This is a genomic window from Trueperella pecoris (genome assembly GCF_014926385.1).
Classification (GTDB): domain Bacteria; phylum Actinomycetota; class Actinomycetes; order Actinomycetales; family Actinomycetaceae; genus Trueperella; species Trueperella pecoris.
In genome coordinates, this window is record NZ_CP053291.1 from 1,440,851 (window position 1) to 1,460,998 (window position 20,148).

Annotated in this window: 13 protein-coding genes and 1 rRNA gene; 6 read left to right on the forward strand and 8 right to left on the reverse strand. The window is 60.6% G+C overall.

Features of this window, described 5'->3' with window-relative positions; genetic code table 11:
• Positions 1-55: 55 nt before the first annotated feature.
• The 5 genes from HLG82_RS06800 to gatC all read right to left on the reverse strand — a co-directional run bounded on the left by HLG82_RS06800 (position 56) and on the right by gatC (position 7,015).
• Positions 56-1,580: ribosomal RNA gene (locus tag HLG82_RS06800) — 16S ribosomal RNA — on the reverse strand.
• Between the two features lie 585 nt (positions 1,581-2,165).
• Positions 2,166-3,557: an NAD(P)-dependent malic enzyme gene (locus HLG82_RS06805; RefSeq protein WP_193326114.1), complete on the reverse strand. Its 1,392-nt coding sequence runs from the start codon at positions 3,555-3,557 to the stop codon at positions 2,166-2,168.
• A 166-nt stretch (positions 3,558-3,723) separates the two neighbouring features.
• The gene (gene gatB / locus HLG82_RS06810) at positions 3,724-5,217 is read right to left on the reverse strand and encodes an Asp-tRNA(Asn)/Glu-tRNA(Gln) amidotransferase subunit GatB (RefSeq protein WP_193326115.1); all 1,494 of its coding nucleotides are present in this window, start codon (positions 5,215-5,217) and stop codon (positions 3,724-3,726) included.
• Positions 5,218-5,219: 2 nt separating this feature from the next.
• The gene (gene gatA / locus HLG82_RS06815; RefSeq protein ID WP_193326116.1) at positions 5,220-6,716 is read right to left on the reverse strand and encodes an Asp-tRNA(Asn)/Glu-tRNA(Gln) amidotransferase subunit GatA; all 1,497 of its coding nucleotides are present in this window, start codon (positions 6,714-6,716) and stop codon (positions 5,220-5,222) included.
• The gene (gene gatC, locus HLG82_RS06820) at positions 6,716-7,015 is read right to left on the reverse strand and encodes an Asp-tRNA(Asn)/Glu-tRNA(Gln) amidotransferase subunit GatC (protein ID WP_193326117.1); all 300 of its coding nucleotides are present in this window, start codon (positions 7,013-7,015) and stop codon (positions 6,716-6,718) included. Before gatC ends, gatA begins: the two co-directional genes overlap by 1 nt.
• 34 nt (positions 7,016-7,049) lie before the next feature.
• Here gatC and HLG82_RS06825 point away from each other — a divergent pair, with 34 nt between their 5' ends.
• A complete protein-coding gene (locus tag HLG82_RS06825) occupies positions 7,050-8,309 on the forward strand; it encodes a phospholipase D-like domain-containing protein (protein WP_193326118.1) in 1,260 nt (419 codons plus the stop codon).
• A gap of 490 nt (positions 8,310-8,799) precedes the next feature.
• Here the strand turns inward: HLG82_RS06825 and HLG82_RS06830 are convergent, their stop codons facing one another.
• From HLG82_RS06830 to HLG82_RS06840, 3 genes are all read right to left on the reverse strand, one after another.
• A complete protein-coding gene (locus HLG82_RS06830) occupies positions 8,800-9,237 on the reverse strand; it encodes a hypothetical protein (RefSeq protein WP_193326119.1) in 438 nt (145 codons plus the stop codon).
• Between the two features lie 99 nt (positions 9,238-9,336).
• Entirely contained in the window at positions 9,337-11,061 is a 1,725-nt protein-coding gene (locus tag HLG82_RS06835) for a S8 family peptidase (protein ID WP_193326120.1), read from the reverse strand.
• A 573-nt stretch (positions 11,062-11,634) separates the two neighbouring features.
• Positions 11,635-14,223 (reverse strand): NAD-dependent DNA ligase LigA, encoded by a 2,589-nt coding sequence (locus tag HLG82_RS06840; RefSeq protein WP_255313844.1) that lies wholly within the window; start codon positions 14,221-14,223, stop codon positions 11,635-11,637.
• A gap of 57 nt (positions 14,224-14,280) precedes the next feature.
• Here HLG82_RS06840 and HLG82_RS06845 point away from each other — a divergent pair, with 57 nt between their 5' ends.
• From HLG82_RS06845 to HLG82_RS06865, 5 genes are read left to right on the forward strand one after another with little or no spacing between them, the layout of a single operon-like run.
• Positions 14,281-15,024 (forward strand): SOS response-associated peptidase, encoded by a 744-nt coding sequence (locus HLG82_RS06845; RefSeq protein WP_193326122.1) that lies wholly within the window; start codon positions 14,281-14,283, stop codon positions 15,022-15,024.
• A 44-nt stretch (positions 15,025-15,068) separates the two neighbouring features.
• Positions 15,069-16,256: a sensor histidine kinase gene (locus tag HLG82_RS06850; protein WP_193326123.1), complete on the forward strand. Its 1,188-nt coding sequence runs from the start codon at positions 15,069-15,071 to the stop codon at positions 16,254-16,256.
• Positions 16,249-16,938 (forward strand): response regulator, encoded by a 690-nt coding sequence (locus tag HLG82_RS06855; protein ID WP_193326124.1) that lies wholly within the window; start codon positions 16,249-16,251, stop codon positions 16,936-16,938. Before HLG82_RS06850 ends, HLG82_RS06855 begins: the two co-directional genes overlap by 8 nt.
• A complete protein-coding gene (locus HLG82_RS06860) occupies positions 16,935-17,666 on the forward strand; it encodes an ATP-binding cassette domain-containing protein (protein ID WP_193326125.1) in 732 nt (243 codons plus the stop codon). The genes HLG82_RS06855 and HLG82_RS06860 overlap by 4 nt, the downstream gene beginning before the upstream one ends.
• Entirely contained in the window at positions 17,666-20,137 is a 2,472-nt protein-coding gene (locus HLG82_RS06865; RefSeq protein ID WP_193326126.1) for an ABC transporter permease family protein, read from the forward strand. Before HLG82_RS06860 ends, HLG82_RS06865 begins: the two co-directional genes overlap by 1 nt.
• The last annotated feature ends 11 nt before the right edge of the window (positions 20,138-20,148 follow it).

Sequence of the window (20,148 nt, forward strand, 5' to 3'; positions counted from 1 at the left end):
CAACAAAAAACGACAACCACCAACAAACAGTGACCATCACACCAGGGCTCCCTAGAAAGGAGGTGATCCAGCCGCACCTTCCGGTACGGCTACCTTGTTACGACTTCGTCCCAATCGCCAGTCCCACCTTCGACCGCTCCCCCCAAAAAGGTTAGGCCACGGGCTTCGGGTGTTACCAACTTTCGTGACGTGACGGGCGGTGTGTACAAGGCCCGAGAACGTATTCACCGCAGCGTTGCTGATCTGCGATTACTAGCGACTCCGACTTCATGGGGTCGAGTTGCAGACCCCAATCCGAACTGAGACCAGCTTTAAGGGATTAGCTCACCCTTGCAGGCTCGCAACCCTCTGTACCGGCCATTGTAGCATGCGTGAAGCCCAAGACATAAGGGGCATGATGATTTGACGTCATCCCCACCTTCCTCCGAGTTAACCCCGGCAGTCTCCCGTGAGTCCCCACCCAAAGTGCTGGCAACACAGGACAAGGGTTGCGCTCGTTGCGGGACTTAACCCAACATCTCACGACACGAGCTGACGACAACCATGCACCACCTGTACACCACCCCGAAGGCTGCACCATCTCTGGCACATCGCAGTGTATGTCAAGCCTTGGTAAGGTTCTTCGCGTTGCATCGAATTAATCCGCATGCTCCGCCGCTTGTGCGGGCCCCCGTCAATTCCTTTGAGTTTTAGCCTTGCGGCCGTACTCCCCAGGCGGGGCACTTAATGCGTTAGCTACGGCGCAGAACCCGTGGAAAAGGCCCCACACCTAGTGCCCAACGTTTACGGCGTGGACTACCAGGGTATCTAATCCTGTTCGCTACCCACGCTTTCGCTCCTCAGCGTCAGTGGTGGCCCAGTAACCTGCCTTCGCCATCGGTGTTCCTCCTGATATCTGCGCATTCCACCGCTACACCAGGAATTCCAATTACCCCTACCACACTCTAGTCTGCCCGTACCCACTGCAACCCCGAAGTTAAGCCCCGGACTTTCACAGCAGGCGCAACAAACCGCCTACGAGCTCTTTACGCCCAATAATTCCGGACAACGCTCGCGCCCTACGTATTACCGCGGCTGCTGGCACGTAGTTAGCCGGCGCTTCTTCTGCACATACCGTCACTCATCGCTTCTTCTGTACTGAAAGGAGTTTACAACCCGAAAGCCTTCATCCCCCACGCGGCGTCGCTGCATCAGACTTGCGTCCATTGTGCAATATTCCCCACTGCTGCCTCCCGTAGGAGTCTGGGCCGTATCTCAGTCCCAATGTGGCCGGTCACCCTCTCAGGCCGGCTACCCGTCGACGCCTTGGTAGGCCATCACCCCACCAACAAGCTGATAGGCCGTGAGCCCATCCCCATCCAAAAAATCTTTCCAACCCCCACCATGCGGCAGAAGCAGAATATCCGGTATTAGACCCAGTTTCCCAGGCTTATCCCAAAGACAAGGGCAGGTTACTCACGTATTACTCACCCGTTCGCCACTAATCCACCCAAGCAAAAGCAAAGGCTTCATCGTTCGACTTGCATGTGTTAAGCACGCCGCCAGCGTTCGTCCTGAGCCAGGATCAAACTCTCCACAAAAAACAAAACCAACCCCAACAAACAGGGCCAGCCCAATCCATATGAAAAGCAAGAAAAACAAGCTCAACAAAACCAGAAAACTGGCAAACAAAAACCACAACCAACCAAAAGGCCAGTCACAGCAAAAAACCAACCCAACCAAAAAATGGAAGAGCCAGCAAAAAATACAACATAAAAAGCTGACACACTATTGAGATATCAAACAACACACCCACACAAGAAAACCCAACAAAAACCCTTTGCCAGACCCCCTCAGGAGCAACCTCTCCAACCTAGTCCAACCAACCACCAAAGTCAAACTCCAGCAATCAGAACAACCAAACCAGAAAACCATCACCACAACCGTGCCTCACACGCCCCGGCGACAAGAAAAAAACTTACACACCCACCACCCACACCGTCAAACCACCACACCATGCCACCCCTCACACACCCCACAAACCCCACCACACCAACAAAAAACCCACCCGTAACACAACCCACAACCACACAACTGGACGTTTTGCAAACTTTTGCATATACGGGGGCCGGGGCGGTGTTTAGCACCGCCCCGGCCCCCGCTCGAGTCACCTATACGCGAGCCCCCTACACCTGCGAGCTCGCAAATTCTTCGCGGATGGCTGCCGCCACCTTCTCCGACAGGTCAGGAGTAAACACGCCCGGAATGATGAACGCGCTATTAAGCTCCGACGGTTCAACAGCATTCGCGATCGCGTTGGCTGCCACAACCAGCATCTCGTCCGTCACCTCGTGCGCGCGAACGTCGAGCATTCCGCGGAACAGGCCTGGGAAGGCCAGCACGTTATTGATCTGGTTCGGGTAGTCCGAGCGCCCGGTCGCCACAACGGCAGCGTGCTTGCCCGCCTCACCCGGATCCACCTCAGGGGTCGGGTTGGCGAGGGCGAAGACGACGGCGTCGTCGGCCATGGTCGCGATGTCGTCTCCGTCGAGGATGTTGCCCGCGGAGACGCCGATAAAGACGTCTGCACCGACGAGCACCTCCTTCAGGCTCCCTTTAACCCTGCGCGGGTTCGTGTGCTCGGCGAGCCAGTTGCGATCCGGATCCTTTTCCGTCCGGAAGCTCCCCAGCGCGCCGTTGCGACCGCAACCGATGATGTCGTGGGCGCCCTGGCTCATGAGCAGGCGAATAATCGCGTTGCCCGCAGCGCCGACGCCGGAAACAACAATCCGTGCGTCTTCAATCTTCTTCCCCACAACCTTCAACGCGTTGATCAACGCGGCAAGAACGACCACGGCGGTGCCGTGCTGGTCGTCGTGGAACACGGGAATGTCGAGCTCCTCGCGCAGGCGCCGCTCGATTTCGAAACAGCGCGGTGCCGAAATGTCTTCCAGGTTGATGCCGGCGAATCCGGGAGCTATCGCCTTGACGATGGCAATGATCTCCTCAGTATCCTTGGTGTCCAGGCACAGCGGCCACGCATCCACGCCCGCAAAGTTCTTAAACAGCGCAGCCTTTCCCTCCATCACCGGCATGGCGGCAAGCGGCCCGATATCACCCAAACCCAAAACGGCCGTGCCGTCAGTGACCACCGCGACGGTGTTACGCTTGATCGTCAGGCGGCGGGCCTCCTCCGGTTCCTCGACGATTCGCTCGCAGATCGCCGCAACGCCAGGCGTATAAATCTTCGACAGATCCTGACGCGTCTTCAGCGGTCGCTTGAGGGTGACCTCGATCTTGCCTCCCAGATGGGCTTGAACGGTCGCGTCGTGGATACCGTGCACGACCACGCCGTCGATCTTTTGCAGCTTTCGCCGGATCTTCTTTGCGTGCTCAAGATCGTGAGTCATACACGTGACGTCGAAGAGTAGCCGCTCGTCGTCCGACTTGACCATGTCGATGCCGGTGATCAGCGCATCTTGGTAGCTAATCTCGTTGGTGATGCGCGGTACGGCGTGGTCGTCGTAAGGCACTTCAATTCGCAAAGTAACCGCGTAACTCGGCCTTGGCTTAGACATCTTCGTCCTTTTCTCCAGTCTAATTTTCGGGTTAATTCTTACAGATTTGCGCGCTCGCCGGCACGAATTTCACCAAGTGAAAACCCCGGAAAGCTGGCCCTCCGGGGTTTCACGACGCCGTCCACGCACCTACCGCTGACCTGACAGTAAGCAGGCGTCCGGGCACTTAGGCTTGGGCGCGCTCCATGATGAGCTCGCGCACGCGGGCTGCATCCGCCTGACCACGTGTTGCCTTCATGACCGCACCCACGATGGCTCCGGCGGCCTGCACCTTACCGGCCTTGATCTTGGCCAAAATATCCGGGTTGGCTGCGAGCGCCTCGTCCACGGCCGCGCCCAGGGCGCCGTCGTCAGAAACAACCTCGAGGCCACGCTTGGCGACGACCTCGGAGGGAGTTCCCTCGCCCGCGAGCACTCCGTCAAGGGCCTGGCGCGCAAGCTTGTCGGTCAGTTTGCCTCCCTGGACGAGCTTGTCCAGTTCGGCGACGTCAGCCGCAGTCACAGGCACGTCGGAGAGCGCAAGCTCGTTGTCCTTAGCAAAGCGGGCCAGCTCACCCATCCACCACTTGCGGGCGCCGGCCGGGGTCGCACCGGCCTCGACCGAATCGTTAATAAAGTCGAGAGCATCGGCGTTGACGATGTCACGCATCTCCATCTCGGATACGCCCCACTCGGCCAGCAAGCGCTTGCGCTTAGCCGCCGGCAACTCCGGCAGCGAGGCACGAATCTCCTCCACCCACTCGCGCGAGGGCGCGATCGGCACGAGGTCCGGCTCGGGGAAGTAGCGGTAATCGTCGGCGTCGGACTTGGGTCGGCCGGACGACGTCGTCGAATCGGCTTCCTGCCAGTGGCGAGTCTCCTGGAAAACCTTCTGTCCCGATTCGAGGACGGCGCCCTGGCGGCACATCTCGTACTCCACAGCACGAGCGATAGCCCGGAAAGAATTGACGTTTTTCGTCTCGGTACGGGTTCCCAGCGGCGAATCGGGCGACGGGCGAAGGGAGACGTTCACGTCAGCTCGGACGTTGCCGCGTTCCATGCGCGCCTCGGAAACGCCGATCGCGCGCGCGATGTCACGAATAGTCTGAACGTACTTGGCAGCCACTTCCGGCGCACGGCTTCCGGCGCCCTCGATCGGCCGAGTCACGATCTCCACGAGCGGCACGCCCGCACGGTTGTAATCCACCAGCGAATGCGTGGCGCCCTGCAGACGGCCCTCGCCGCCAACGTGGGTGTTCTTGCCGGCGTCCTCCTCCACGTGAGCACGCTCAATGAGCACGCGGAAAACCTCGCCGTCGTCCAGCTCAAGATCCAGGTAACCGTCATAGGCGATAGGCTCGTCCGATTGGGAGGTCTGGAAGTTCTTTGACAGGTCGGGGTAGAAATAGTTCTTACGCGCAAAACGGCACGACTGCGCAATCTTGCAGTTCAGGGCGAGCCCGAGCCGGATCGCGTATTCGATCGCGGTCTTGTTCACCACCGGCAGGGCGCCGGGCAGGCCGAGCGAGACCGGCGTCGTGTTCGTGTTGGGCTCTCCGCCAAACTCGTTGGCGGCGGCATCGAACATCTTCGTCTTCGTGGACAACTCCACGTGAACCTCGAGTCCGAGAACGGGATCGTAGGTGGCCGCAACGTCGGCGTAGTCCATCAGTTCATCCATGTTTACTTCTCCCCTACTTCAACCGGGCATTCACGGGCGGACGGATCCGCAATAGCCTCAACCATCGCCGCCACCTTGTACATACGGGCATCTTCGTGCGCGGGCGCAATGACCTGGAAGCCGACCGGCAGTCCCTCAGACAGGCCGGCGGGCACCGACATAGCCGGAACTCCGGCAAGGTTGGCCGGCGTGGTGGTCATGTCGTTCATGTACATCGCCATCAGGTCCTCGCTCTTCTCGCCAAACTTGAAGGCCACAGTCGGAGCTGTTGGTGTAACGAGGACGTCCACCTGTGCGAAGGCCGCCTCGAGATCGCGCTGAACCAGCGTACGAACCTTGAGGGCCGACCCGTAGAACTTGTCGTACTGGCCGGAGCTGAGGGCATACGTGCCAAGGATGATTCGACGCTTGACCTCAGCACCGAACATGGTTCCTCGCGTTGCCGCCATCATCGTCTCGGACGTCACCGGGCCACTAGTGGGCTCGACGCGGTTGCCGTAGCGCACCCCGTCAAAACGTGCGAGGTTCGAGGACACTTCCGCCGGCATGATGAGGTAGTACGCCGCAATCGCCGAGTCGAACGACGGGCAGGAGACCTCCATGACCTCCGCTCCGCGCGCACGCAACGCCTCCACGGTCTCGTTGAACACCGCGAGCACACCGGGCTCGAAGCCCTCCCCGGCCATCTCTGTGACGACGCCGATGCGCAGCCCCGCCAGATCCGTCGCCGCCAGGCCCTCCGCTGCGGCGTCGTGCAAACCGGTAGCGACCTGCGGCAACGACGTCGAATCGTGGGGATCGTGGCTGGAGAGAATTTCCTGCAACGCTGCCGCGTCCGCCACGCTTCGTGCACACGGGCCAACCTGGTCCAGTGACGAGGCCATCGCGACGACGCCGTAGCGCGAGACGTTTCCGTACGTCGGCTTGGCGCCGACCGTGCCCGTGACCGCACCCGGCTGGCGGATCGAGCCACCCGTGTCCGAACCCAGCGCCCACGGCACCATGTAGGCCGCCACCGCCGCGGCAGAGCCGCCGCCGGAACCGCCGGGGATAAGATCCTCGCCCCACGGGTTCACGGTCGGACCGAAAGCCGAATTCTCGGTCGAGGAGCCCATCGCGAACTCATCCATGTTGGTGTGTCCAACGATCGGCAGGCGCGCTGCCTTCAGATTGGCCACGACCGTCGCGTCGTAAGGAGCGATCCAGCCCTCGAGCATCTTCGAACCACAGGTCACCGGGGTGCCGTGCTGGCAAATGTTGTCCTTGATAGCCACCGGAACGCCTGCGAAAGGCGGAAGATCCTCGCCGGCGGCGCGGTCGGCGTCGACACCCCGGGCAACCTCGAGTGCACCTTCACGGTCCACGAACAGGAAGGCGTGGAGGCGATCATTGACTGCCTCGATGCGATCCAGACAGGCTTCGGTAATCTCCACCGACGTGATCTCGCCCGCGCGCAACATCTGCGCAAGCTCAATGGCAGACTTCTTCAGCAACTCCATTACTCCTCCCCTAGGATCTGCGGGACGGCGAACTTGCCGTCCTCATGCGCCGGGGCCGAACCGAAGACGGTCTCAAGATCCAGCACTTCATCAGTCACCACGTCCTCGCGCCAGACGTTGGTCAGCGGAATCGGGTGGGACGTGGGAGGAATATCGGAAGCGGCGACGTCAGAAACCTTTGCCATCGCGTCCGAGATCATCGACAACTCGCCAGCGAACTGTTCGATCTCCTCATCTGTTAATGCAATACGTGCGAGGTCCGCGAGCCGCGCAACCTCATCCTTAGAAAAAATCGACATGGGGAAAGTCTAACCCGTTCGGTACTATAAGCACATGTCACGCTTCCCGCGCCCGAATCGGGGCACCCCCAAGAAGATCGTTCAAGCGGGCATTTTCGCCGCGCTCGCCGCCCAGCTCGCGGCTGTTACCGCCGTCATCGCCGTCGATGAGCAGCGTAAGCGCCGCGACCCGCCCACCGGCAAATTCCCCACGATGATGCCACGAACGGTTGAGGTTTCCGGCTCCGAGCTGACGATTTACACCAACGGCAACGACCTCTATGCCGACATGCTCTCGGCCATCAACAACGCCAAAGAGCAGATCTTCTTCGAGACTTTCATCATCAAGGCCGACGACGTCGGAACGGCCTTTCGCGACGCCCTCATCGCCGCCGCCCGCCGCGGCGTCCAGGTGCATGTCATCATCGACACCTTCGGCAACCTCAATCAGGACCCGTCCTTCCGGCAGTTTCCGGAGCATCCCAACCTGCACGTCATCCTGTTCCCGCTGATCCGCACCGGCATCTTCACGGGTAACGGTAAGGACCGCGGCTTCGACCACCGCAAACTGATCGTCGTCGACCAGAGCGTGGGCTTCGTCGGGGGCTACAACATTGGGCGCCTCTACGCCGACACGTGGCGCGACACCCATCTGCGAATCGTCGGCCCCTCGGTGTGGGAGCTGGAAAACGCGTTCGTCGACATGTGGAACGTCTACCGCAAGGCCAACCTGCCCGAGCTGTCCGACCGTGGGCTCGCCCGCTGGTCTTCCAAGATCGTGGCCACCCAAAACGTTCCGGCCTTCAAGTCCTACCCAGTGCGGGCGTCCTACCTGGGGGCCATCGACCGTGCCCACAGCCACGTCTACATCACGATGGGCTATTTCATCCCCGATGCCGGTATCCTCCACTCGCTGACCTCTGCGGCTCGGCGCGGGGTGGACGTTCGCGTGCTCATCCCCCAGTTCTCCAACCACATCGTGGCCGACTGGGTTGGCAGACCGTATTACACCGACCTGCTGAAATCGGGCGTGCGCATCTTCCTTTACCGCCAGGCGATGATTCATGCCAAGACCATGACGGTTGACGGGATCTGGTCCACCGTGGGCACCACAAATATCGACGCGGTGTCGATGGGCGGAAATTTCGAGGTCAACGTCGAAGTCTTCGACCACGACTTCGCCACCGTCATGGAAGAGGTCTTCGCGCTCGACCTGACCAACGCCCACGAGCTATTGGCGCAAGAATGGGAACAGCGCGGGCGGCTACCTCGGATCGCTGAGAAGATACTGCGGCCGCTGGCTCCGTTGCTGTGATGGTGAAGCCCCCACTATCTGCCAAGTTGGTTGTCAGTGAGCTTGAGGTTTGTAGTTGGGTGAGGGAATTTTGGGCTTTTGAGCTGCTAGAACTTCGGGGCTTGCTAGTTGCTGGGGGTGAGATGGGCTCAGGGACGGCTTGGTCTAGCCGACTTTCCGGCAGTTCTCTTGAAAATGCGGCCTGCCTCGTGACAGTTCTTTTGAGGCTGCTGGACGCCGATTCATAGATGCCCCTGGTGGGGCTCAGATTCATGTTTTCTACCAGGCCCGCCCTGGTGGGCCTGCCGACAGAACCCCACCTGCCGAAACCGTATTAAGGTGCTTCGCGCTGTATTAATCTGCAGCAAATTAATACAGCGCGGAACAGCTTAATACAGCGCGAGCACCAGGCTGCTTGGTGGTGCTCGCCGGCTGCTTGGTGGCGAGCATGTATTCCATGCCCGCCACCAAGCTGTGCAGATTCGATGCGATCGCACAATCACCAGATTCGTTATTGAGTGACTGCCGTCACTATAGGTTCAGCGAAAGCGACTGCGGAATCTTTGGCGACTTCACTCAAAATGGCCTCAAGTGCATTGCCAGGCAGTTTTCCTGACAATGTAAGAGTTGCTGCTCCTCCTGAGTTAGCTTGTGCCTCTGCCAGAGTTAAGCCGTGGGCTTTGAAGATATTCCCTAAACGTTCGATTTCGTTTGCGGGCAAAACTTCATTCACGCTGGCTTGTGCGGGAGCTTGTTCGAGGTGTTTAGCTTGAGCACTGTCAGCCTTATACCCGATGACGATCTGGCTGCTTTCAGTACTGGCGTCAGGTGAAAAATTTTGATCGTGTGACTTTCCCTTGTCATCTTTATCATCCTTTTGAACAGACTCTTCATCGGTGAATGTGCCCGCCTTCTCAGACGATATCGATGCGTTTTGTGTTGGTAACATCTGGGGCTGGAGATCCTCAGTTGACGAACATCCGCCTAAGATGGCACAACACGCAAGTACGGATATCAATGATCTAATTCTCATCATTCAGCTTTTCTGTTAATCGCCCCAGTAGAAGAAGCGTGCGCCCGCTACCTTGCCTGAGGTTTGACCGGTCAAGAACATGACATGGTATCCCACTCGCAGTGATTGTGACGGGGTGAATCGTGCACGAATCTGCCCCTGTCCGTCCGCCCACGAGCTACCAAGGGGACGGGAGAAGCTATCAACGTAGGCAATTACTTCCTCACCAGGCTCAAAACCATTACCAAGAACAGCAGTGGATTGGCCTGCATCAAGAACCCATCGTTCGATAGTCATGCGAGCGCGTTGCGTCGTGCGGTTTTCGTCGCGAGGTGCCGGTTGAAGGTCAACAGGCTGCACAGGGGCTGGCTGCGCCACTGGAGCCTCAACGGGTTGGATCGGTCCGGCTGCCGCATCGTCTTCTGTCAGAGCCTGGCCGACGAGATTGCTGGCGTATTCGAGCGCTGCTGGTGCGTTGAGAATTCCGCGACCGCATCCGCCACGCGGGCACGACTGCACGTCTTTTGTCGAATTAACCAGCGATTGACGCACCTGTTCGGGCGTCATCTGTGGGAATTTCGAAAGCATGAGTGCTGCTACACCCGACACATGTGGGGTTGCCTGGGAGGTGCCTTGCATCCACACGTAGTTGCCGTCAGTCGGAGTGGTAGTTGACATGTTGGCCGCGGAGAGGATCTGCTCACGATGATAGCCATTTCCACCCGGAGCCGACAGGTCAACGACGTGTCCATAGTTGGAGTAGGAAGACTGCTCACCATCAGGACCTGTTGCGCCGACGGTGATGACTCCACGACAGTTAGCGGGCGTGGTGTGTCGAGCATTGGCGTGGTCATTTCCTGCAGCTACGACAATGGTTGAGCCACGTGCGATAGCCGCATCAATGGCATTCTGGTATACCTGCGGGCACTGGTAGGCTCCGCCACCGAGACTGAGGTTAATAACCTTGGCTGGGTTCTCGTTCCGTTCGAGTCCCGGGACATCTCCACCCGAGGCCCAGGTGATGCCGTCAGCGATGTCGGTTGAGGTACCGCCACAACGCCCAAGAACGCGAACGGGGAGGATCTTGGCCTGTGGCGCCACGCCATCGATCCCCTGTTCGTCTTGGGTTGCGCCAACAATGCCGGCAACGTGAGTGCCATGCCACGATGATGTACGAGCACGAGCGGGCCAGGTTACGCACTCGTATGCTCGCATCCAATCGCCTTCATCGCGTGGATTCATATCACGGCCATCACCATCACGGCTACGGCTGCTGTCGGAGATTAAATCCGCGCCCTGGACGAGTTTGTTATCGAATTCTGGGTGATCAACAATTCCGGTATCAAGAACCGCAACCGTTACATCTTTACCCTTGCTGTAACGCCAGGCTGCATCAGCGTTGATGCCACCAACACCGTTACGAAGGCTCCACTGGTAACTGGTGTACTTACCTCGATTGACTTCATCTTGATTAATTTGGAAAGGCTGAGCAATGTAAACAGGCTCAACGAATTCGACGTCTTTACTGTCCTCTAGCTTTTCAACGAGAGAGTCGATGTCGCTTTCGGAAAGCTTTTTATCAAGAGAGATAGTCACTGCACCATCGGCATGCGCCTTAGTATCAGTAAGGTTGGCTCCTTCCTCTTGAACGGCTTCCTTAATGCGCTCTTTTTCATCCGCAGGCAATTTTTCATGTGCCTGTTCTGGTTCCTTTGCATCTTCGATTGCTTCGGCGGCTTCGGTGCCGTCCTTGTATTTCACAACCACTTCTCCGGAGAGAATTGGGCTGTCTTCGTTGGCAGTAGCTAACGCTACCGGCTGCGCAGCGAATGCGGAGAACAGGAGCGCCCCTGTCCCGACGCACGCAGCGATAAGTGTACGATGGGTGTGCTTGCTCATAATTAGGCCGCCATACATTTGTCGGATATGTGTACAGTAACAAAATATTCAATATTTTGTTACAGAAATCCTAACGCCTCCACACCCACTGCGACAAGGCTTTTTACAAAAATGTCATACTCAGGGATGACACCCTTTGAGCTCCAATATAGTCACACGACACAGAAGCACATAACCACCATATTGTTACAATGTGCATATGACTTAAACGCCCCTCAACCGAACTTAACCGGTTTTGTTTTGGATGGTGGCTTTGCGTCATTTCGGCCCGAGTTCTGTCTACCCCACAGCCTAGCTACCGGCAGACTTTCTGCTTGCCCATCAAAAGCCAGGCGATTAATCTCTGTTGAGATAGACCAGCACCGTTATTTGCCCCGCGGGATGCGCAACGCTCGCGCATGCTGGCGCACTTCTTGCGTCGTCAAAACCCTTAATCTAATGAACTCCATTGCGTTGCCCACGCAACTTAGCCAGAAAAACCTCCGGCGTCCACATCGGGATGCCCAACGCCTCGGCCTTCGTCGTCTTCGAGGCGCCCGGGTTCTCACCCACCACCACGGCGGTGGTCTTCTTCGACACCGAGCCGGTGGCCTTGCCACCCGCCTTGGCGATAGCCTCCGCGACGCCGTCGCGCGTGAATCCCTCGATCGAGCCCGTCACGACGATCGTCATGCCGTCCAGCGGCCCCGGTGCGGCGTCGGTAGCAGATCCGTCTCCCACGCTCTCGTCAGCGAACGTCACCCCGTCGCGCTGCCACGCCTGGACAATCTCGGCATGCCACGGCTCGTCAAACCAGTCCATCAACGAGCGGGCGATGATCTCACCCACGCCATCGACGTCGGCAAAAGGCACCTCGCCAGCCGCAATCTGGGCGCGACCGGTCTCGAGGAGCGCGTCCAGGGAGCCGAAACGCTCCGCGAGCGCCCGGGCGGCCACGGGCCCGACGTGGCGGATGTTGAGCGCCACAATCTTGCGCCATAGATCCTTCGTCTTGGCCTTCTCGATCTCGTCGAGGACCTTTTCGAGTGTCTTGGACGGAGCAGAGGCACGGCGAATCTCGAAGTTTTCCCGATGAGCGCTCGGCTTGAGCCAGGTGGGCTTCGTCCAGCCTGCGCGGACATAACGCCAATCGCCGGTGTCTTGCCCGCCTTCGCGGACGGGCTGCCACGTGCAAACGTTTTCGAGGTCCTCGGCGCGCAGGGCAAAGAGGCCGGCCTCCGTATCCAGGTAAGGCTTCTGCGCGGCGGGGATCCCGAGCTCCCTCTGGATGTGGGGAGCGATAATGCTCTCCGGGTCGAGGAGGGCGCCGTCGTCGTCAACGATGCCGCATTCAATTCGCTTCTCGAGAGAAAGCCTCATCGCCACGCGCGGATCGGCGGCCTTCTCGAGCGGCCATCCGGCCTCCGCCGCCGCGAGCGCGTGCTCGTCCGTGAATTCGACCGTGTGGCCGGTTGCCAGCGCGATGAGCACGTCCTGGCGGTAGGCCTCGGGATCGGCGAGCCATTGCGCCGACTCCTCGCCCAGGGATTCGATATCGAGCGCACCACGCGAACCGATGTGGATGACGCGCTGGTGAAGCTGTGCAGGGCAGGAGCGTGTGTTCGAGCACCGCAAGTCCTTGTCGCCTTCCTTCGCCGGCTCGATCGCGCCCCCGCATGCAGGGCAGTTTCCGGGCATGACGAACGCACGCTCCGAGCCGTCGCGTTCGGCCAGGACGGGACCGACCACCTCGGGGATGATGTCACCCGCCTTGCGCACGATCACCACGTCGCCGATCTTGACCCCTTTACGTTCTACCTCGTAGGGGTTGTGGAGGGTCGCTTGGGCGACGGTCGAACCGTCAACCCACACGGGTTCCATCACGGCGAAGGGGGTAACGCGGCCCGTGCGCCCCACTTGCACGCGAATGTCCAGCAGGCGGGTTTGTACTTCCGTGGGCGGGAATTTGAAGGCGACCGCCCAGCGCGGCACGCGGGCCGTGTAGCCCAACTGCTCTTGAACCCGGCGGTCCTCGAGCTTGATCACTACCCCGTCAAATTCGTGATCGAGGCTCAGGCGCGCATGCTGATAGCGGTCAAGGAAGGCTTCAATTTCTGGCATCGAGGAGACCATGACCGTCTCGCGGGAGACCGGCAATCCCCACGAGGTGAAGACCTCATAGACTCCCTCCTGCGTGGCGAGCCTTTCCTCGAGCTCTTGCGACGTCCCTTCCAACGCTCCTATTCCGTGCGCGATGAAGCTCAGCGACTTGATGGCAAAACCAGTGGCGTCCTCCTGGCGCATCGTGCCGGCGGCTGCGTTGCGCGGGTTGACGAACGTCTTCAACTGGCCTTCCCGCTGCACGCGTTCCAGTGCCGGCAGGCCCTCCTTGGTGCGGCGCGCGTTCGTGGATCGCAACGCCTTATTAAAGGCGTCAATTTCGCCATTGCGCCGGGCGATCTCCTCGTTGCGCGCCTCCACGAGGCGGTTGTACTCATCGAATTTCGCGATCGGGAAATAGACCTCGCCGCGAACCTCGACCAGCTCCGGCCAATCCTCGCCCAACAGCTTGGCAGGGATGGCATCGATGGCCAACGCGTTGCGCGTCACGTCCTCGCCCGTCACGCCGTCACCACGCGTGGCTGCGCTGTCCAACACGCCACGCCGGTAGGTCAGGTTCAACGCCAGGCCATCGACCTTGACCTCAGCGGTGAACCGGCTCGCCGCTGGCAATTCGGCGGCCACTGACGAAAACCAGGCAGCGAGTTCTTCCCGGCTAAACACATCCTGGAGGGAATACATCCTCTGGGCGTGACGCAACTGCGCAACCGCACCGCGCGCGACCTTCGCTCCCACCTTCATCGTGGGCGACTGTGGGCTCCACAGCTGCGGAAACTGCGCTTCGAGGGCGCGCATCTGCGCAATCAAGGCATCGTAGGTGGCATCGACCATGACGGGTTCACCCGTCGAATGGTAGGCCTCTTGCGCCCTGCGCAGTTTGGGGGCGATTTCGTTCCAGCGTGCAGTTGCTTCGTCGATGTTCACCCCATCATTGTCCCCCATTTCTCCGACACTTTTCTCCCCAGCCGATAGGCTGACTCCATGTGCGGTCGATATGCAACCACGATGTCCACGGGCGAGCTTCAGCTCGAGTTCCGCTTCGACGTCGTCGCCGAATCTTATCTGCCCAGTCCCAGCTGGAATGTGGCGCCCACCCAGGACATCCCCATCGTCGTCGAACGCAAGGCCATCACTGGGGACCAGTGGGTTCACGACGCCGTCGGGGCGCCTTCCAGCCCGCTTGGAACGGCTCCGGAGGGCGGGCGGCGGGTGCGAGCCCTCACCCCGGCGTCGTGGGGGCTGATTCCCAGCTGGGCCAAGGATGCCTCCCGGCCGATGATCAACGCACGGTTGGAGACTCTTGGGGAGAAGAGGTCCTTTGCCCCCAGCCTGGAGTCGAGGCGGTGCATCATCCCTGCGTCGGGCTACTTCGAGTGGCGCAAGGCGGATAGGTGTCCGTTTTACATCTACCGCAGCGACGGTCGCCCGCTGGCCTTCGCGGGCCTGTACAGCTGGTGGAAAGCCGGCACGGATTGGGTGCTCACCGCCACGATCGTCACGCGCCGCGCGCAAGGCGAGCTGGCGAACGTCCACGACCGGACTCCGGCCCTCCTCGAGCGAGAGGAATACGACGCGTGGCTGTCGGCGGAGGTCGGCAAGGAAGTCCTCGACCGTTTGGAGCGCCCGCAGGCACCGCTCTCCTTCCACCCCGTGACGAGGGCGGTCGGCAACGCCCGCAATAATGAGCCCGAGAACATCGAATCGGTGAATGCCACCTCAGACTGAGGCTCGAGGCAAAGATTGACGGAGGTGACGTTTACCCTAATGGTATGAAAGATTTCGCCACTATCAAGGGCTTTTCACCAGCCGATCTCGCGCTGGCGTTATTCGTCGCGCTCTTAGTACTGGCGTTGCCGACCGAAGCCCTTGGCGTCAGTCTGTATCAGGACGCACTGCTGTACGTAGCCAGCGTTTCGATCGTAATCGGCACCTTCTTGCGCCGCACGCACGCGTTACCAGCGGCCGTCGTCGTCTACATCGCCGCGTTGCTTCGCTACATTGCCCTTCCTCACGGCATTTTACCCCAAGATGTGGCCATACTTTTCGCCCTATATGCCGTCCTCGTGTACGGCCCCAAGGCGGCGAAGATTCCGGCGATCGCCGGAGCATCATTCGGCGCCTTCCTCGTCGTCCTGCCCGCGTTCCGGGCCAACATGCCGGCGACGCTCCTTGTCCTGACCATCTTTGCAGCGCAGGCAATGGTGTTTGGCACGGCGGCCGGGGCGCTCCTGCGCCGCCAACGGTTGGCCCGCATGGATACAATGCTGGCGGACATTGAACTGGCGCAGAGGCACGCTGAACGCGACGCCGAACTCGCCGTCGTCGGGGAACGTACCCGGATCGCGCGCGAGATGCACGATATCGTTGCCCACACGCTCTCTGTCGTCATCGCCCAAGCAGACGGCGGCCGCTACGCGGCCAAGTCCAACCCCGAAGCCGCAGAGCGGGCGCTCAACGTCATTGCCGATATGTCGCGGGCAGCGCTTGCCGACATCCGGTCCATCATCGGCGTTCTACGCGATGCAGACGATCTCAATGCTCCCCTCGCCCCCGAACCTGTTGACACGGATCTGATTTCACTAACCGATCATGTCCGCGAATCGGGCCACCAAGTCTCCTACGTTGTCACCGGCCAGCCACGGCCGTTACCAGTGGGAGTTGGCAACGCGCTCTACCGCATCTGCCAAGAGGCTTTGACCAACGCCCTCAAACACGCCGGACCCGAGGCCCAGCTCACCGTCTCAATCTATTGGCGCCCCTCCGAAGTGGTACTTGACGTTTCTGATAACGGGCGCGGCGCCGCCGCTATCAACGACGGCAAGGGACACGGCATTATTGGAATGAACGAACGCGCCGCAGTTTTCGGCGGTACCGTCGTCGCTGGGCCACGCCCCGGCGGCGGCTTCAAAGTTACGGCAACTATTCCCACCCCCGGTGAAAGGAAGACTCATGTCTGAGGAAAAGATTCGAGTCGGGCTCGTTGACGATCAGGATCTCGTGCGTAGCGGCTTCGCAATGGTCATCGATTCCCAGGACGATATGTGCACGGTCCTCGAGGCGTCGCACGGCAAACAGGCACTTGACCGGCTTGCGCTTGTCCCAGTCGATGTTGTTCTCATGGATATCCGCATGCCCGGCATGGATGGCCTCGAGGCAACCGAACGTATCAACGCGATGGAGTTTCCGCACGGTGTTCGGCCCAAGATCATCATTCTGACCACATTCGACCTCGATGAATACGTCATGCGGGCTATCCGCGGCGGAGCTTCCGGATTCCTGCTCAAGGATGCGCCGCCGGACCAGATGCTCGCGTCGATCCGCACCGTCCACCGGGGGGACGCGGTGATTGCACCCTCCTCTACCAAGCGCCTCGTGTCCTACATAGCGGAGAAGGCGGTAGAGGACCGCGCGCTTCGTCCCGAAATCGTCGGAGTGCTCACCGAACGCGAGCGCGAAGTGCTTTATCACATGGCCCGGGGCCTATCGAACACCGAGATCGGCGAGGAGCTCGATGTCGCCCAGGCTACGATCAAGACCCACGTCGGACGGATCTTCGCTAAACTCGGAGCCCGTGACCGCGTCCAGGCCGTGGTCCTCGCCTACGAGGCCGGTCTTGTCCGCCCAGGGGATCTCAGTTGAGCCTTATCAACCTCGAGAACGTCCGGCTCCTCGCCGGCGTCGGCCGCAACCGTCGCTTCGTGCTTGAAGATGTCTCCCTTCGCGTAGCCGAAGGGAGCATCACCACGATTTTGGGTTCGACCGGCTCTGGAAAGTCGGCCCTCATGGCCGTCATCAGCGGACTGAGCGACCCCGAATCCGGACTCATCGAGATAGACGGGCTCGATATCTCCCATGCGAGCCGCCAACAGAAGGAGGCACTACTCTCCCGCACGGTCGGCGTCCTCTTCCCCCGGAATAACCTCCTGCCTTCGCTCACGCTGGGCGAGAACCTCGACCTGCCTGCCGCCCTCAACGGCACGGCCGTGAGCCCGGCGGATCGCAAGCGTGTCAGCGAACTCTTTGGGATCGCTTCCCTTCTGGACCTTTATCCCGACGCCGTCACCGGGCTTGAACGCCAGCGTTGTGCCCTAGCCGGCCTCGTGCTATCTGGCCGCAAAGTGTTGCTGTGTGACGAACCGGGCGCGAACCTCAACCAGCGCGAAGGGTCGACCTTCTTCGCCCTGCTTCGCATGTGCACCAAGGAGCTCGGCTTCACCGTCGTTACTTTTACGACCAACGCCATTGCAGCGGTCTCTTCCGACCACGTCTATCTGCTGTCAGATTCGCGCATCGTCGGCGAACTGCGCTCGCCCACCCTCGATGCGGTCCTCGGCACGTTGCAGGCCCTCTACGGCGAGGACGTCTGATGCTGCGCGGCCAGCTCGACTACTATTGGCGGTCCCACGTCTTGGCTGGCGTGGCGTTGGCTTACGCCGCGGCGCTTGTCTTCTTCGTGACCGCCATGTTGGGCTACGCCGATCGCGCCTTGGCGCTATCCGTGCGCCATTCGACACCGGACTCCGACGTCCTCGTCTACTCCGATACGGCACCGGCCGTTGAGGTAGCGAAGCAGATTGCGGCCCTGCCTGAAGTCGAGACCCTCTTCGTGGATTCCCAGCGTGCCGTCGAGGCCCTGTCAGACACCGATCACCTCCCTCTGCGGTTGCGCACACTCGCTCCCCCCACCCTTCGCACCCAAACCCTGGTTGCTGGGCGTTTTCCCGTCGCCTCCACCGAGATTGCCATTACGCAGCAGTTGGCGATGGCGCTCCACGTCTCCACCGGGGGCGAGGTGACCGTCGTCGGGCCAGATATCGCCGAACGTTATTCGGTCACGGGCGTCTATGCGCGCTCCCCTATCGTCGATCGGCTCGACTCAGGTGTCGAAGCCCTCGTCACCGACGCCGACCCCAGCTACGTCGCCTATCTCATCGACTCTCAAGACCAGGGCGGCATTGAGGTGCGGGCGGCTGCTACCGCCACGACCGACGATCTGAGAGCATCAATCCTCAAAATCCCTGGGACGGTCGTCGTCAACGCCTCCGAGCGGCTCGAGGAAGCCTACGAACGTCAAGAGGGCGCCCTGCAGTCGATGACGTCTGCTGGCACGTGGCTTCTCACCACCGCATTTCTTGCCTCGACCGCGGTCGTCTTCATGACGATGGTTGGGGCGGGCCGGCGTCGTGCACGCGAATTCCTCAAGCTGAAGGCACTTGGCGTATCCGGACCGCGGCAAAGCTGGCTGGCGTTGCGCGAGAGCTTCGTCGTCGTCGCCGTGGCATACGTGGTTGGCGTGTCAGTGGGCTACGCCTCGGCCTTGGGCACTGCGGTTCTTGCCCGATCGATGGATGGAGCACGTTTTCTTCCCCACACCGTCGGTGTTCCCCTCGATGCGTTCGTGTTGTCCTTCGTCGCGGTCGTGGCCGCGACGGCGATCGGTGGGCCTCTCGGCATCCTCCTGACCATCGCTCAAGACAAGGCCGCCTGGCAGCGCAGGCTCCTCGTGGCCGTCCCTGCGCTAGCGCTGCTGACGGGCGCCTTGCTGTATGCGACGATCGGCATGCCCGGCGTCCTCGCGGACGAACTGAGCATTGACGCCCTCGTGCGCACGTTGCTGGCACTGTCAGCACTGACCATCCTTGCCTTCACAGTAGGAATGAGTATCGTGCGTTGGGCGGTGCGCCGGCTCCACGTCGGCTCAGACATCCCGCTCTTGCCGCGCTCGCGCACCGGCGTCGTTCGAAGTGTGGCACTGTTCGTCGTGCTCGTCTCCACGAGCATGCTGGGAGTCCTCCACACCGTTTACGCCGCGCTCGACGCCACGGACATGTCTCTCAACGATCTGTTCGACCTGGCCGTCGTCGCCAGCCCGGATGCCCCCTCCCTGGCCCCCGAGGATTTCGCGGCCATCGAGGCGTGGGGATCGGCCCAATCGACCCTCACTCTCCACAGCGTCGTCTCCACGTTGCCGGAAAGCGATAGCTTCCAGCCGGGCTTGATTTACGCTGTAGATCCCACGCAGGCCGAGCAGTATTTCGGCGAGCAACTAGACCTCGAGGGCAAGCTCCTCGTGCCCTTCGACACCGAGAGTATTCCCCCGACCGCGGAGGTTTCCTTCCTCGACTCCATCGGGGGCGAACACACCGCGCGGCTCAAGGTCGAGGCGGCAAACATTCCCGTCGCCATGACCGGCCTTCGCACGCTGGGCACGCCCCCACCGAGCGCGGTGTGGATGCGCCTGACAGATTGGTCGCTTGAGCACATTTCTGAGGACTACCGCCGGCTGGATTCCTACCTCGGCACCGGGGAGGGCCGTCCAAAGCTCTCCCTCGCCGTGTCCATTCCCGAACGTGGAGCGATCAACCCAAGCCGGGTTGGCGCCCTCATACAGACGAGCCTGATCGTGATCCTTGCCTACGTCGCGCTCGGGCGCGTGCCGCGTTACCTCAGCGAGTATGGCTACGAGACGCGCAACCTCCGGGCACTCGGCCTCCCCCGCACGTCCATCCGACGACGCCGGATCGCCCACGTCACGCTGTCGGTGTTGGTCATGTCGGCGGTCGGAATGGGCCTCGGGGTGGGTGCCGTCTACCTCGCCTTCTCCAGCCACGGGGTGGTCGGGATCTCGCACGTGGGCGTTCCTTTCGCCCGTCTGGCGCTCAATCTCGTCTCGATTATGCTCGCCTGCGTCGGACTTGCCCTACTCCGGTATCATGCCGACGTGTCAAAGCACACAAATCCGCACCAGCTCGCGGTAATTGGGCATGGATCACACTTTTTTTCCTTTACCGAAACGCCAAAACCTGCAAAGGTTAAGGGCGTATTAACCGGCGAATAACATCGCACCAC

What these genes read in the sequence shown, in the direction of transcription:
- HLG82_RS06830 (WP_193326119.1), bottom strand. Translation starts at nt 9,237, where the DNA reads ATGTTACCAACACAAAACGCATCGATATCGTCTGAGAAGGCGGGCACA.
- HLG82_RS06850 (WP_193326123.1), top strand. Translation starts at nt 15,069, where the DNA reads ATGAAAGATTTCGCCACTATCAAGGGCTTTTCACCAGCCGATCTCGCG.
- HLG82_RS06825 (WP_193326118.1), top strand. Translation starts at nt 7,050, where the DNA reads ATGTCACGCTTCCCGCGCCCGAATCGGGGCACCCCCAAGAAGATCGTT.
- gatC (WP_193326117.1), bottom strand. Translation starts at nt 7,015, where the DNA reads ATGTCGATTTTTTCTAAGGATGAGGTTGCGCGGCTCGCGGACCTCGCA.
- gatB (WP_193326115.1), bottom strand. Translation starts at nt 5,217, where the DNA reads ATGGATGAACTGATGGACTACGCCGACGTTGCGGCCACCTACGATCCC.
- HLG82_RS06805 (WP_193326114.1), bottom strand. Translation starts at nt 3,557, where the DNA reads ATGTCTAAGCCAAGGCCGAGTTACGCGGTTACTTTGCGAATTGAAGTG.
- HLG82_RS06845 (WP_193326122.1), top strand. Translation starts at nt 14,281, where the DNA reads ATGTGCGGTCGATATGCAACCACGATGTCCACGGGCGAGCTTCAGCTC.
- HLG82_RS06865 (WP_193326126.1), top strand. Translation starts at nt 17,666, where the DNA reads ATGCTGCGCGGCCAGCTCGACTACTATTGGCGGTCCCACGTCTTGGCT.
- HLG82_RS06855 (WP_193326124.1), top strand. Translation starts at nt 16,249, where the DNA reads ATGTCTGAGGAAAAGATTCGAGTCGGGCTCGTTGACGATCAGGATCTC.
- gatA (WP_193326116.1), bottom strand. Translation starts at nt 6,716, where the DNA reads ATGGAGTTGCTGAAGAAGTCTGCCATTGAGCTTGCGCAGATGTTGCGC.